11 protein-coding genes are annotated in these 13,679 nt (G+C 72.1%); 8 read left to right on the top strand and 3 right to left on the bottom strand.

The window, feature by feature from the left end; translation table 11 throughout:
- The first annotated feature begins 67 nt into the window (after positions 1-67).
- Complete coding sequence (locus tag WMF42_RS25910) at positions 68-1,000, top strand: carbohydrate ABC transporter permease (RefSeq protein ID WP_081427127.1); 933 nt, start codon at positions 68-70, stop codon at positions 998-1,000.
- A gap of 1 nt (position 1,001) precedes the next feature.
- The gene (locus WMF42_RS25905; RefSeq protein ID WP_061613345.1) at positions 1,002-1,886 is read left to right on the top strand and encodes a carbohydrate ABC transporter permease; all 885 of its coding nucleotides are present in this window, start codon (positions 1,002-1,004) and stop codon (positions 1,884-1,886) included.
- Positions 1,887-1,904: 18 nt separating this feature from the next.
- On the opposite strand, the gene WMF42_RS25900 is transcribed toward WMF42_RS25905, so the two are convergent.
- From WMF42_RS25900 to WMF42_RS25890, 3 genes are all read right to left on the bottom strand, one after another.
- On the bottom strand, positions 1,905-2,441 hold the full coding sequence (locus WMF42_RS25900) for a hypothetical protein (RefSeq protein ID WP_061613346.1): 537 nt from the start codon (positions 2,439-2,441) through the stop codon (positions 1,905-1,907).
- Positions 2,438-3,049, bottom strand: a complete 612-nt coding sequence (locus WMF42_RS25895; protein WP_437685397.1) for a DUF4166 domain-containing protein — start codon at positions 3,047-3,049, stop codon at positions 2,438-2,440. Before WMF42_RS25895 ends, WMF42_RS25900 begins: the two co-directional genes overlap by 4 nt.
- 74 nt (positions 3,050-3,123) lie before the next feature.
- Positions 3,124-3,501: a hypothetical protein gene (locus tag WMF42_RS25890; protein WP_061613347.1), complete on the bottom strand. Its 378-nt coding sequence runs from the start codon at positions 3,499-3,501 to the stop codon at positions 3,124-3,126.
- A gap of 207 nt (positions 3,502-3,708) precedes the next feature.
- Here WMF42_RS25890 and WMF42_RS25885 point away from each other — a divergent pair, with 207 nt between their 5' ends.
- The 6 genes from WMF42_RS25885 (at position 3,709) to WMF42_RS25860 (ending at position 13,493) form a co-directional block, all read left to right on the top strand.
- Positions 3,709-4,944: a hypothetical protein gene (locus tag WMF42_RS25885; protein WP_437685395.1), complete on the top strand. Its 1,236-nt coding sequence runs from the start codon at positions 3,709-3,711 to the stop codon at positions 4,942-4,944.
- Between the two features lie 80 nt (positions 4,945-5,024).
- Entirely contained in the window at positions 5,025-5,708 is a 684-nt protein-coding gene (locus WMF42_RS25880; protein WP_061613349.1) for an RNA polymerase sigma factor, read from the top strand.
- Entirely contained in the window at positions 5,705-6,910 is a 1,206-nt protein-coding gene (locus tag WMF42_RS25875; protein ID WP_437685393.1) for a hypothetical protein, read from the top strand. The genes WMF42_RS25880 and WMF42_RS25875 overlap by 4 nt, the downstream gene beginning before the upstream one ends.
- 313 nt (positions 6,911-7,223) lie before the next feature.
- Positions 7,224-9,149, top strand: coding sequence for a hypothetical protein (locus WMF42_RS25870; RefSeq protein WP_437685391.1), 1,926 nt, complete (start codon positions 7,224-7,226; stop codon positions 9,147-9,149).
- Positions 9,150-9,388: 239 nt separating this feature from the next.
- Positions 9,389-11,290, top strand: coding sequence for a hypothetical protein (locus tag WMF42_RS25865; RefSeq protein WP_437685389.1), 1,902 nt, complete (start codon positions 9,389-9,391; stop codon positions 11,288-11,290).
- A gap of 178 nt (positions 11,291-11,468) precedes the next feature.
- Positions 11,469-13,493 (top strand): hypothetical protein, encoded by a 2,025-nt coding sequence (locus tag WMF42_RS25860; RefSeq protein ID WP_437685387.1) that lies wholly within the window; start codon positions 11,469-11,471, stop codon positions 13,491-13,493.
- Positions 13,494-13,679: the final 186 nt, after the last annotated feature.

Here is a 13,679-nt window from a genome sequence, read left to right as displayed (position 1 = left end):
CCCTCGCCGCCGCGGCGCCGCTGGCGCGACCTTCCGGCCACACCGCCCCTCGAGAACGGAGCTTTGCATGAGCACGCCGGCTGACCCGAAGGCCACGATCGAGGCGACCCCCGCGCGCGGCGCGTCGCTCGAGAAGCGGCGGACCACGATCGCCTGGCTCTTTCTCCTGCCGACGCTCGTTGTCGTCGGCTTCATCGCCCTCTACCCGCTCGTCCAGACGTTCTACCTGAGCTTCACGAACGCGCGGCTCGGCACCGGGGAGCCGGCGGCGTTCGTCGGGGCGCAGAACTACGTCGATCTCGCGCGGGACAGCTACTTTCACGACGCGGTCCTGCTCACCGTCCTCTTCACGGTGGTCACCGTGCTGAGCGAGCTCGCCCTCGGCCTCGCCATCGCGCTCATCGTCAACTCGCAGTTCAAGGGGCGCTCCGCGGTGCGCGCGGCCATGCTCATCCCCTGGGCGATACCGACCGTCATCTCGGCCCAGATGTGGAAGTGGATGTACAGCGACGTCTACGGCGTCTTCAACGACATCCTCGTGAACCGCCTGCGCGTCGTGGATCGGAACATCGCGTTCCTCGCCGATCCGGACCTGTCGTTCTGGGCGGTGGCGCTCATCGACATCTGGAAGACGACGCCGTTCATGGCGCTCCTCCTGCTCGCCGGGCTGCAGCTCGTCCCCGGCGACCTCTACGAGGCCGCCCGGGTGGACGGCGCGACGGCGCTCCAGCAGTTCACCCGCATCACCCTGCCGCTCCTCAAGCCGTCGCTCCTCGTGGCGCTCATCTTCCGCACGCTCGACGCGCTCCGGGTCTTCGACGTCTTCTACGTCATGTTCGGCAACCGGCCGGACATGCAGACGATGGCCACCTATGCCCAGCAGACGCTGGTCAGCATCTCCGACATCGGGTACGGCTCGGCCATCTCCGTCGCGCTGTTCCTGGTCATCGCCGTGTTCATCATGATCTATCTCGCGGTGTTCCGCGCGGAGGAGGCTTGAGATGGATGGCTCTCCCGGAGCTTCGGGCGGCGGGCACCGTCGCAGCGGCGGGCAGGTCGCCCTGCGCGTCCTGTTCTACCTGCTCGTCGCCGCGGTCGTCGTGTTCACCGTCTTCCCGTTCGTCTGGGCGTTCGTCTCCTCGATCAAGCCGGACAGCGAGCTGTTCACGACCCCGGTCCGCTACTGGCCCGATCGCGTGACGCTCGACAACTACCGCGCGGTGCTGGAGGACGGGCAGTTCCAGACGGCGCTCCTGAACAGCGTGATCGTCGCCGTCTCGGTCACGGCGCTCTCGCTCGCGGTCGGCTCGCTCGCCGCCTACTCCCTCGGCAGGTTCCGGTTCCGCGGGCGCAGCGTCGTGCTCTACGCGGTCCTGGCGATGACCATCTTCCCGCAGATCGCCGTGCTCGGCGCCCTGTTCGAGATGGTCAACTTCTTCAAGCTCTACAACCAGCTCCCCGCGCTGATCCTGACGTACCTCATCTTCACGCTCCCGTTCACTGTCTGGGTGCTCACCGGCTTCCTGAAGGCGATCCCGCGCGAGGTCGAGGAGGCGGCGTACGTCGACGGCGCGACGCCCTGGCAGGTGTTCACGAAGATCATGCTGCCGCTCTCGGTCCCTGGGATGGCGACGACAGGCATCCTCGCGTTCATCGCCGCCTGGAACGAGTTCCTGTTCGCGCTCTCGTTCACCCAGACGCCGGACAAGCGCACGGTGACGTACGCGATCCAGGCGTTCTCGACGGCCACCAGCGGGCTCTACGAGATCCCCTGGGGGCAGACCATGGCGGCCTCCATCGTCGTGACCGTGCCGCTGGTCGTGCTGACGCTGGTCTTCCAGCGCCGCATCCTCGCGGGGCTCACGGCCGGCGCGGTGAAGGGCTGACGGCGGCCGCGCGGCGGATCACGCGCGCCCCCAGGGGAAGCGGAGCCAGCGAGGCCCGTAGACGGCGCCGAGATCGCGCAGCCCCGACAGCAGCACGCCCGCGGCCATCGCCGGCAGGAGCACGCGGAGGGGGAGGGGCGCTTCCCAGCGGGAGAAGCCGGTGGGGGCGAGCGCCCAGCGCCAGAGCTCGGGGACGAGGTGCGCGAGGGCGGCGCCGTAGACGATGCCCATCACGGCGTGCATCACCCGCTCTCCCGGGTAGACCCCGCCGAGCGGCCGCCGGACCGTGTCCTCGACGACGAAATCGCGGAGCGTGATCGCGATCTCCGCGAGGAGGAGCGCCGCGAGCGCCCACGCGGCGAGCCCCTCCCAGCGCACGAACGGCAGCGTGGCGAAGAGCACCGCGTACACGAGGTCGCGGACGGCGTGGAGGACGAGCTCGGGCGCGGTGCCGGGCACGCCGCCGGGCAGGCGCGCGCGCCACTCGTGGTAATAGAGCGTGTCGAACGCGCCGAGCGCGCCCTGGACGGCGAACAGGACGAGCGCTGTGATCACGGGCTCGACCCGGGCGCCGGCGCGCCGGCGCGCGCGGAGGCTGCCTCGCCGGCGCGCGCGGAGGCCGCCTCGTCGTCTCCGCCGCGCGCCACGCGCCCCTCGTAGGCGACGAGCAGCCCGGCGACGGGCGCGAAGATCCGCACGTCCACCTGGACCTCGTCGCGCAGCGCCTCGGCGCGGCCCTCGACCCGCGGGGCGAGCCAGCGGGGCAGCGGCAGCCCGAAGCCGCGCAGCCCGATCGTCGACCGCACCTGCTCGAACACGAGCGCGCCGCCCTCGGCGCGCAGCCGGAACCAGCACTGGACGAGGCCGAGCGCCTCCACCAGCAGATCGCCCGAGCGCCACTGCGTCGAGCGGAGCAGGCGAGCCCCGAAGGTGCGGATCCACCGCTCGCCGTCGGCCCGCGGCTCGACCGCGAGCGTCACGGCGACGTCCTCCGCTGCCTCCGGCATGCGCAGCAGGGCGGCGAGCAGGCGCGCCGCGAGCGCGCGGCCGCGGCGCACGCGGAAGCGACCGCGAGCGCGCGCGCCGCCCGCGTGGAGGCGCTGGACCGGCGGCGCGAGCGCAGACCACGCGGCGCCGAGGAGGGAAGGGTAGAGCGAGGGCACCGGATCAGCGCGCGTCGCGTTCGCACCCACGTGCGCCGCGGCCGCGCGGGCGCGGCGCGTCGGCGGAGCCGGCGTCAGCCGTCCTCCGGGAGCATCTCGCGCGGCAGCGCGGGGCTCCTCGGGGCGACGGCCGCGTCGGCCAGGTCGCGGACCTTGACGAGGATCGGCTGCTCCGCGTCGCTCTCCGCCTCCTCGCAGAGCGACCGGATCTGCCAGAGCAGCTTGCGCGTGCGCCGCAGCTCGAAGACGAGCCAGCGGCTCTCCGGCCGCGCCTGCAGCGGGTGGCGCTCCAGCTCGACCTCGATCTCGCGGATGCGCTCCTCGATCTGCTCGCCGGTCGGAAAGATGCGGCCGTTCCCGTTGCAGTCCTTGCACAGGTAGGGTCCGGAGTCCGTGTTGATCTCGCCTTCGCCGTAGCAGCTCGCGCACGTGATCAGATCGTAGGAGTTCATGGTCGGCACTCTATCCGATCCCGCGGCGCACCGGAGAGCGCGGAGCGGCCCGGCAGCGCAGCAGCATCCCGACCTCGCGAGCCCGCCGGGGGCGGAGCGGTCGGGCGCGCCGGCCCCGCGATCGCCGCGCGCCGGCCCAAGCTCGTCGGCATCTGCGCGTCCTAACTTCGCTTGCCCCGCTCCTTGCGATAATTGGGAGGCCTCCCCGTGACCTGCCCTCGTTCCTCGCTTCGGGGCGCGCTCAGCGTCCTCTCCCTGTGCGTCCTCTCCCTCGGCTCGCTGCGCGTCGCCTCGGCGGCCCCGCAGCGCCCGCGGCTCGCCGTTCACCGGGCGCCGTCGGCGGCTGACTGCCCCGACGCACCGTCGCTGGCCGCCGCGGTCGAGCGCGTGATGAAGCAGCCCGCCCTCGACCCTGTCAGCACCCTGCCGGTAGCAGGCGACGCCCCGGCAGCCGCGGGCGACGCCCGGGCTGTCGCAGGCGACGCCCCGGCTGTCGCAGGCGGCGCCCCGGCGGCTGCCGGCGGCCTCCAGGCAGCCTCCGCTCCCGCGCCATCGCCCGCCGGGGATGCCCCATCGAGCGCCGGCGCCGCTCCTCCGGGCGCCGGCAGCGCGGCGAGCGCCGTGCCCGAGTACGAGGTCCACTTTCTCCGGACCGAGACCACCTACACCGCCGTCCTCCAGGCCGACGGCCGCGCCCGGCAGCTCTCGTCCGAGGCGGGGGCGAGCTGCGGCGAGCTCGTCGAGGCGCTGGCCCTGACGATCGCCATCCTGCTCGACAGCGAGCCAGCGCCCGCGCCGCCCCCTCCGGTCGCGCCGGCGCCGCCCCCTGCCGCGCCCGCGCCGGTCATGCCCGCGCGCAGGCCCGCGCCGCCGCCCCCCCCGAGTCAGCCGCGGTCCTGGGATGTCTCGGCGGAGCTCGGCGCCGCGGGGACGGTGGGGATGCTCGACCCGTTCCGGGCGGCCGCCATGGGCGGCGTCTCGCTGCGGCGCCGCGCGTGGTCGGCCGGGCTCGGCGCTGTGTGGCTGCCGCGCCAGGACATCGATGTCGAGCCGGGCGTCGCCTCCATCGGGCTCGTCGCCGCGACGGCCCGCGGCTGCGCCACGATCGCCGGAGAGCTCGACGAGGTCCGGCTCTCGGCCTGCGCGGCGTCGATGCTCGGCGCCGTCCACGGCGCGGGCAGGGGGTTCACCCCGAACCGCGAGGACTCCGCGCTCTGGTTCGCCCTGGGCGCCTCGGCCATCGCCGAGGGGCCGCTCTTCGGCGCCCGCGCGCTGGGCTGGTCCGCGCGCGCGACGCTCCTCGCGCCGGTCGCGCGGGCGCGCTTCACGGTCGACCGCCGCGCAGACAGCGAGGCCGGCGCGCCGGTCACGACGGACGCCGTGCTCGACCCTTCCCCGGTGGGGTTGCTCGTGGGGCTGGGCGCCCGCGTTTCGATTTTCTGATCCGACGTGTCGATTCCCTGATGGCCAACCAGGCGACCTTCCACTGAGGGGGCGAGCATGACGAGAAGCGGCAGGACAGGATGACCTTCGGAGAGGTCTATGCGCAGCACTTTCGGTTCGTGTGGCGTTCGCTGCGCCGGCTCGGCGTGCCCGAGAGCGACGCCGCGGATGCGGTCCAGGACGTGTTCCTTGTCGTCCACCGCCGGCTTCCCGAGTTCGAGAGTCGGTCGAAAATTACGACTTGGCTGTACAGTATCTGCTTTCACGTCGCCCGCGACCGGCGCAAGCTCGCGCACATGAGACGGCGCGCCCACGACGACGAGCCGCTGCTCGACTGCGCCGACGACCGCGCCGACGTCGGCGCGCAGGCGGAGCGGCGGCAGGCGATCGAGCGGCTCGAGGCCATCCTCGACGAGCTGCCCCTCGAGCAGCGCGCCGTGTTCACGCTGTTCGAGCTCGACGGCATGGGCGGCGAGGCGGTCGCGGAGCTGCTCGACGTCCCGCTGGGGACTGTCTACTCGCGCCTCCGCCTCGCGCGCGACGCGTTCCGCCGCGCGGTGGCGCGCCTGAACGCGCGCGACCAGTTCCGCGTGGGCGGGACGACGGTCACGAAGTCGCAGCCCGTGCTGAAGGCAGCGGCCGTCGACGCGGGGATCTCGGCCGCGGAGCGCGCGCCGGCCGCGCGGGGGCCGGCGTCGAACGTTCTTCCCTTGCCGGGGGTCGAGCGGCAACCCGTCTGGAAGCAAGCGGGAGGGGAGCGATGAGCGATCCGATGCGCTGGATCGACGCCGACGGGAGCGCGCTCGAGGTGGAGCGCGAGCTCCTCCGCGCGGCGGCGCCCGTGGACCCGCCCGACGGAGAGCAAGAGCGGGTGTGGGCCGCGATGGCCGCGCAGCTCGGCCTCGCCGCCGGGGCCGCCACGCTCGGCGGGGCTCAGGGCGCCGGGGGAGGGGCGCTCTCGGCCCAGGCGGGCGGCGCGGCGAGCGCGGGCAGCCTGGGGACAGGCGGCGCGGGCCAGGTCGCCGCCGCCGCGTCGGCGGGCAAGGTCGCGGTCGCCGCGCCAGCGGCCAAGGTCGCGGTGGCCGCGTCGGCGGCGGGCAAGGTGGCGGCTGCGGCCGCGGGCGGCGGTGGTCTCGCCGGCGCTGCCGGCGCGGCGGGCGCCGCCGGCGCGGCGGCCGTGGCGGGCACCGCGGGCATCGTGAAGTCGATGCTGCTCGGCGCCGCCTGCGGGGGCCTGTTCCTCGCGGGCTATGCGGTCGTGGCCCCGCCGAGCGCCGCGCCGCCGGCGCAGGTCGTCGAGGCCGCGCCGGCTGTCGCGCCGCCGGCTGCCGCGCCGACGGCGCTGCAGGCGAGCCGAAGGCCTGCGGCGCCCGCCGAGGCGGCGGTGCCGGCGGAGGCGGCGGCGCCGGCGGAGGCGGCGGTGCCGGCCGAGGCGGCGGTGCCAGCCGAGGCGGCGGTGCCAGCCGAGGCGGCTGCGCGGGTCGCGCCGCGGCCGCGCGCCGAGGCGGCGGTGCCGGCCGCCGTCCCGACGGCGCCCCGCGCGGCCGCGGCGCCTCCGAAGCCGGAGACGCCGCGGCGCGAGCCCGCCGCGAGCCCGCCGCCCGCAACCGCGGCAGAAGGCACAGGGGCGGCACCCGCGCCGGACGCCGCGGGCGCCGCCGTCGGTGCGGACGGCGCGTCCACCCCGGCGGCGCTGCGGGAGAGCCGGCTGCGCGAGGAGCTGACGCTCCTCGGCGACGCGCGCGCGGCCCTCCGGCGCGGCGACGCCGCCGGCGCGCTGGTGATCGTCGAACAAGCGCGGCTCCGCTTCCCTGGCGGCGCGCTCGCGCAGGAACGCGAGGCGCTCACCATCGAGGCGCTCTGGGACAGCGGCCAGCGCGCCGCAGCCGCGCAGCGCGCATCGGCATTCCTCCTCGCCTACCCCTCAAGCCCCCACGTCTCTCGCCTCCAAGCCTTCACCCGCTAGAGCGGGGGGCTCCCGCTTCGGATACGGGCCCAGATCGACGTTTTCGGTGCTCGGCGTACAGGAGTACGCCTGCGCGCCGAAAACGCCGATCTGGGCCCGTCTCCTGTGCGGGAGCCCCCCGCTCTGAGGCCGCAGAGGGGGGGCGTGAAGGGGGGTGGGGGGGAGAGAGAGAGGGGGGATTGCGGGGCCGCGGGGGGCTCGCCGATTTGTTGGGCTAAGGTGTTTTTTGAAATGGGGGGCGGCGTGAGCGCCCCTTCATGCTCGTCATGACCGGTGCTCGGGGCGCCCCGCGGCTCCGCTCAAAGGAGAAGCCATGATGCCGAAACTCTCACGGTCCTTGTCGTCCTGGGTCGTCCTGGGCGCCATCGCGCTCGCAGGATGTCAGGTGGCGGTGTCGCTCGGCGGGGTAGGCGCCAGCTCGAGCTCGGGGGGCAGCGGCACGGGCAGCAGCAGCGGTACGGGAGGCTGGGACGCGCCGCAGTTCACGCCGGACAAGGTCGATCTGCTGTTCGTGGTCGACAACTCCGGGTCGATGGCGGACAAGCAGGAAGTGCTGCGCCTGGCGCTCGCCGATGTCGTCACTGGCATGACCAACCCGCCTTGCCTCGAACCGAGCGGACGTCCAGCGAGCGCACAGCCCGCGAGCGGGTTGAGCCCATGCCCGACAGGCTCCTCGCGCGCACGAAGCCCCGTGAACGACATGCACATCGGCGTCATCAGCAGCAGCCTCGGCGGCCATGGGTCGGGCGCCTGCCCCCCGGAGACGTCCCCTTCCAACAACGACATGGCCCACCTCCTCGCGCGCTCGGATCCGCAGTCGACGGAGAACGATCTGCCAACCTACCATGACAGAGGCTTTCTCGTGTGGGACGCGGCCGGGAGCCACGGCCCCGCAGCCGACTCCGATCCGGTCGAGCTCGCCACCAAGCTCGGCGCGATCGTGGAAGGGGTCGGGCAGGCGGGATGCGGCTTCGAGGCGCCGCTGGAGAGCTTCTACCGTTTCCTCGTCGATCCCGAGCCATACGTCACAATAGAGCTCCAGGAGGATGCCGCCGTGCCCACTGGGATCGACCAGATGGTGCTGAAGCAACGGAGGGACTTCCTCCGGCCGGACTCGCTGCTGCTCATCGTGATGCTGTCCGACGAGAACGATTGTTCGATCAAGGACGGAGGCAGGGATTACCTCGTCGCCGAGACGAGGAATGGCTTCAGGCTGTGGCGGCCGCGGAGCGAGTGCGCCATCAACCCGAACGACCCGTGCTGCAAGTCCTGCTCCCAGGATCAGAGCGGCTGCCCCGCGGACCCGACCTGCACGCGCGCCGATGGTTCCCCCACGAGGCTCTCCGCGGAGGAAGACCCGGTGAACCTGCGGTGCTGGGACCACAAGCGCCGCTTCGGGTTCGATTTCCTCTATCCGATCGAGCGCTATATCGAGGCGCTCACGTCGCCCACCGTGCCGGCGCGGAACGGAGACCTCGTGCCGAACCCGATCTTCTCGGATCTGGACCCCGAGGACGACAACACGCGGACCCGCGGGCCCCAGCACATCGTCTTCACGGGCATCGTCGGGGTGCCGTGGCAGGACCTCGCGCGCCAGAACGCGGACGGCGTCCCCGATCTCGTGGGCGGCCTCGACGCGGTAGGCAACCCGGTCGGCGGGCTCAAGGACGCCGCCGAGCTCGACGCCCCGGTGCCCGGCGGCTTCAGCAGCACCTGGGAGATCGTCCTCGGCGATCCGGCGAACCACGTCGCGCCCGCGGACCCGTTCATGATCGAGTCGCAGGCGCCCCGCGCGGGCGCGAACCCGATCACCGGCGATCAGCTCGTCCACCCGGACGCCACGGGGTGGAACGCGATCAACGGCCGCGAGTACACGATCCCGCGGGGGAGCACGGGAGACCTCCAGTACGCCTGCATCTTCAACCTCCTCACCGAGCGCTCCTGCGAGGGGAACGCCCAGAGCTGCGACTGCAGCGAGAGCGTGACCGGGGTGAACGACAGCCCGCTGTGCAAGCCGGGAGGCACGAACGGCCTGGAAGATCCGGGCAACCGGGAGACGACGCAGGAGCGGGCCAAGGCCTATCCCGGCCTCCGCGAGCTGCAGCTCCTCCAGCGCCTCGGGGAGCAGGGCGTCGCGGGCTCCATCTGCCCGGCGCAGATATCGGACGCCTCGTCGCCCGACTACGGCTACCGGCCGATCATGAACGCGGTGCTCGACCGGCTCTCCTCCGCGCTCTGACAACGGCGGCCGGACGACGCCGCCCGGCCGCAGGGCGGCGCGCCGGTCCTCCGGACCTTCGTCGCACGAAGATGATTTTTTGAAATGGAAAGCCGCGCGTGCCTCCCTTCACGCTCTGCCACACCGAATCTTCCGCTGCGCCTCTCGGCGCCGCTCAAGGAGGCATCATGTCATCGAAGCTCTCGCGAAGCCTGCCACCCTGCCTGATCCTGGGCGCCGTCGCGCTCGCAGCATGTCGGGTGGATGTGTCGCTCGGCGGGGCAGACGCGAGCTCGGGCGTCGGGGGAGAAGGCGGGGGCAGCGGCGGGACGGGCGGCCTCGACAGCCCCGTCTCCGGCACCAGCCATAGCACCAGCACAGGTGCAGGAGGCTGGGATCCCCCGGAGTTCACGCCGGACAAGGTCGATGTCCTGTTCGTGGTCGACAACTCCGGCTCGATGGCAGACAAGCAAGAGATCTTGCGCCCCGCCCTCGCCGACTTCGTCTCCGGCATCACCAACCCGCCCTGCGTGGACGCGACAGGCTCGGTGCGCGCTCGACCCGGCAGCGGGCTGAGCGCATGCCCGGAAGGCTCAGCGCGCGTGCATACCCCCGTGTACGACATGCACATCGGCGTCATCAGCAGCAGCCTCGGCGGCCACGGGGCGAGCGCGTGCTCGACGAGCACCTCCCCCTCCAACACCGACATGGCTCACCTCCTCGCCCGCTCCGATCCGAGCGTGACGGGGAACGATCTGCCGACCTACCAGGACAGGGGCTTTCTCGTGTGGGACGTGAACGGGAGCCATGACCCCGTAGGGGACTCCGACCCGATCACGCTCACAACGAAGCTCGGCAACATGGTGCAGGGGGTCGGAGAGGCGGGGTGCGGCTTCGAGGCGCCGCTGGAGAGCTTCTACCGGTTCCTCGTCGATCCCGAGCCGTACCAGACGGTGGCCATCGAGACCGAGACCGCGGTGCCGACAGGGATCGACCATACGGTGCTGCAGCAGCGGAGGGACTTCCTCCGGCCCGACTCGCTCCTGCTCATCGTGCTGCTGTCCGACGAGGACGACTGCTCGATCAAGGACGGAGGCAGGAACTACTTCGTCGCCGAGACGAGGAACAACTTCAGGTTGTGGCGGCCGCGGAGCGAGTGCGCCATCAACCCGAACGACCCGTGCTGCAGGTCCTGCTCCCAGGATCAGAGCGGCTGCCCCGCGGACCCGACCTGCACGGGCCCGGACGGCAACGCTGCCAGGCTCTCCGCGGAGGACGATCCGGTGAACCTGCGGTGCTGGGACCACAAGCGCCGCTTCGGGTTCGACTTCCTCTACCCGATCGAGCGGTACACCGAGGCGCTCACGTCGCCCATCGTGCCGGCGCGGGACGGAGACCTCGTGCCGAACCCGATCTTCTCGGATCTGGATCCCGAGGACGACAACACGCGAACTCGAGGGCCGGAGCACGTCGTCTTCACGGGCATCGTCGGGGTGCCGTGGCAGGACCTCGCGCGCAGGAACGCGGACGGCGTCCCCGATCTCGTGGGCGGCCTCGACGCGGAGGGCAACCGGGTCGGCGGGCTCAAGGACGTAGGCGAGCTCGGCGCCCCGGTGGACGGCGGCTTCGACAGCACCTGGGAGATCGTCCTCGGCGATCCGGCGAACCACGTCGCGCCCGCGGATCCGTTCATGATCGCGTCGAGGGCGCCCCGCGAGGGCGCGAACCCGATCACCGGCGATCAGCTCGTCCACCCGGACGCCACGGGGTGGAACGCGATCAACGGTCGCGAGTACACGGTCTCGCCGGGGAGCACGGGAGACCTCCAGTACGCCTGCATCTTCGACCTCCCCGACGAGCGCTCCTGCGACGGGAGCGCCCAGAGCTGCGACTGCCGCGAGACCCTGACCGGGGTGAACGACAGCCCGCTGTGCGAGCCGGAAGGCACGAACGACCTCGACGATCCCGGCGACAGGGGTCCGATACAGCAGCGGGCCAAGGCGTACCCGGGCCTCCGTGAGCTGCAGCTCCTCCGGAGCCTCGGGGAGCAGGGCGTCGCGGGCTCCATCTGCCCGGCGCAGACATGGGACGCCTCGTCGTCCGACTACGGCTATCGGCCGGTCATGACCGCGGTGCTCGACCGGCTCTCCTCGGCGCTCTGACCCCTGCGATCACGGGGACCGCGGGCGCAGCGAGGCCTCACGCCGTCGCGCCGGTCCTCCGGATCCTCGTCAAACCAACACGCGCTCTTTTTGAAATGGGAAGGCGCCCGTGCGTCCCTTCATGCCCTGTCACGATCGGTCTTCGGCGGCGCCTCCAGGCCCCGCACAAGGAGGAACCATGTCATTGAAGATGTCACGAACCCTGTTGCCCTTTCTCGTCCTGAGCGCCGCCTCGGTCGTCGGGTGTCAGCTCGAGGTCTCGCTCGACGGACTCGACCCCACCACCGCCTCGAGCTCGGTTGTCGGCAGCAGCTCCAGCGTCACCAGCGTCACCAGCGTCACCAGCGTCACCAGCGGTGGCTTCGGCGGTGAGGGCGGCTTCGGCGGTGAGGGCGGCAGCGGCGGCTCCGGCGGTGAGGGCGGCGGCTGGGATCCACCGCAGTTCACGCCCGACAAGGTCGATCTCCTCTTCGTGGTCGACAACTCCGGATCGATGGCGGACAAGCAGCAGATCTTGCGGTCGGCGGCCGCCGACCTCGTGTTCGACATCACCAACCCGCGCTGCGTGGACGGCGCCGGCCACCCGGTGGCGGAGACGCAGCAGCCAGCGAGCGGGCTCGATCCATGCCCGGAAGGCACCTCGCGCGCGCGAACGCCCGTGAGCGACATGCACATCGGCGTGATCAGCACCAGCCTCGGCGGCCACGGGTCGGGCGCCTGCGCCCCGACGACGTCCGCTTCCAACGCCGACATGGCCCACCTCCTCGCGCGTTCCGATCCAGGGGTGGCGGGGAACGATCTCCCCACCTACCTCGACAAGGGCTTTCTCGTGTGGGACGCGGCCGGGAGCCGCACGCCCGCAGGGGACTCCGACCCTGTCGCGCTCGCCGGCAAGCTCGGCAACATCATCCAGGGGGTCGGGCAGGCGGGGTGCGGCTTCGAGGCGCCGCTGGAGAGCTTCTACCGCTTCCTCGTCGACCCCGAGCCGTACCAGACGATGATCCTGGATGACGACGTCGCCGTACCTTCAGGGATCGACGTCACCGTCCTGCAGCAGCGGAGGGAGTTCCTCCGGCCGGACTCGCTCCTGCTCGTCGTGATGCTGTCCGACGAGAACGACTGCTCGATCAGGGACGACGGCAGGAACTACCTGGTCGCCGAGACGAGGAACAACTTCAGGTTGTGGCGGCCGCGGAGCGAGTGCGCCATCAACCCGAACGACCCGTGCTGCAGGTCCTGCGCGCAGAATCAGGACGGCTGCCCCGCGGACCCGACCTGCACGGGCCCGGACGGCAATCCCGCGAGGCTCTCCGCGGAGGAAGACCCGGTGAACCTGCGGTGCTGGGATCAGAAGCGCCGCTTCGGGTACGACTTCCTCTACCCGATCGAGCGGTACACCGAGGCGCTGACGTCGCCCACCGTGTCGACGCGGAACGGAGATACCGTGCCGAACCCGATCTTCTCGGATCTGGATCCGGCGGACGGGAACACGCGAACTCGAGGGCCGCAGCACGTCGTGTTCACGGGGATCGTCGGGGTGCCGTGGCAGGACCTCGCGCGCCAGAACGCGGCCGGCGTCCCCGATCTCGTGGACGGCCTCGACGCGGAAGGCAACCCGGTCGGCGGGCTCAAGAATGCCGCCGAGCTCGGCGCCCCGGTGGACGGCGGCTTCGACAGCACCTGGGAGATCGCCCTCGGCGATCCGGCGAACCACGTCGCGCCCGCGGACCCGTTCATGATCGAGTCGAGGGCGCCCCGCTCGGGCGCGAACCCGATCACCGGTGATGGAATCATCCAGCCGCACCAGACGGGATGGAACGCGATCAACGGCCGCGAGTACACGATCCCGCCGGGGAGCACTGGCGATCTCCAGTACGCCTGCATCTTCGACGTCGAGGAGCGCTCCTGCGAGGGAGCTGCCCAGAGCTGCGATTGCAGGGCGATTCCAGGCGCCACCATCGACAACCCGCTGTGCATGCCCGAGGGCACGAACGACCCGGCAGAGCCCCTCCCGCGCACGATGACGCAGGTCAAGGCCAAGGCATACCCGGGCCTCCGCGAGCTGCAGCTCCTCCAGAGCCTCGGGGCTCAAGGGGTCGCGGGCTCGATCTGCCCGGCGCAGATCGCGGACACCTCATCGCCTGATCACGGCTACCTGCCGGTCATGAGGGCCGTGCTCGAACGGCTCGACGCGGCGCTCTGACGCCGGCGGCGGTCGCTCGTCGCGACCTCGTGCGCTGGCGGCGCGCGGAGTGCAGGCGCCGCCAGCGCACAAGGAGAGAGCACCTCCGCCCCGGAGGCCGGCTCACCCTCCAGCCAGGCCGTTGGCACAGCTGAGACACATTTGAGACACAACGAGACACCGCGATCGCGCGGTGCGCCGCCTTGG

It is taken from the genome of Sorangium sp. So ce176, assembly GCF_051519835.1.
Taxonomy (GTDB): Bacteria; Myxococcota_A; Polyangia; order Polyangiales; family Polyangiaceae; genus Sorangium; species Sorangium cellulosum_G.
Note: the sequence above shows the minus strand (reverse complement) of the source record. Positions and strands in the feature narration are given on the sequence as shown.

Bases quoted from the DNA above. Each gene is read 5' to 3' on its own strand.
- WMF42_RS25910 (WP_081427127.1), top strand. From the start codon at position 68: ATGAGCACGCCGGCTGACCCGAAGGCCACGATCGAGGCGACCCCCGCG.
- WMF42_RS25905 (WP_061613345.1), top strand. From the start codon at position 1,002: ATGGATGGCTCTCCCGGAGCTTCGGGCGGCGGGCACCGTCGCAGCGGC.
- WMF42_RS25890 (WP_061613347.1), bottom strand. From the start codon at position 3,501: ATGAACTCCTACGATCTGATCACGTGCGCGAGCTGCTACGGCGAAGGC.
- WMF42_RS25880 (WP_061613349.1), top strand. From the start codon at position 5,025: ATGACCTTCGGAGAGGTCTATGCGCAGCACTTTCGGTTCGTGTGGCGT.
- WMF42_RS25875 (WP_437685393.1), top strand. From the start codon at position 5,705: ATGAGCGATCCGATGCGCTGGATCGACGCCGACGGGAGCGCGCTCGAG.
- WMF42_RS25870 (WP_437685391.1), top strand. From the start codon at position 7,224: ATGATGCCGAAACTCTCACGGTCCTTGTCGTCCTGGGTCGTCCTGGGC.
- WMF42_RS25860 (WP_437685387.1), top strand. From the start codon at position 11,469: ATGTCATTGAAGATGTCACGAACCCTGTTGCCCTTTCTCGTCCTGAGC.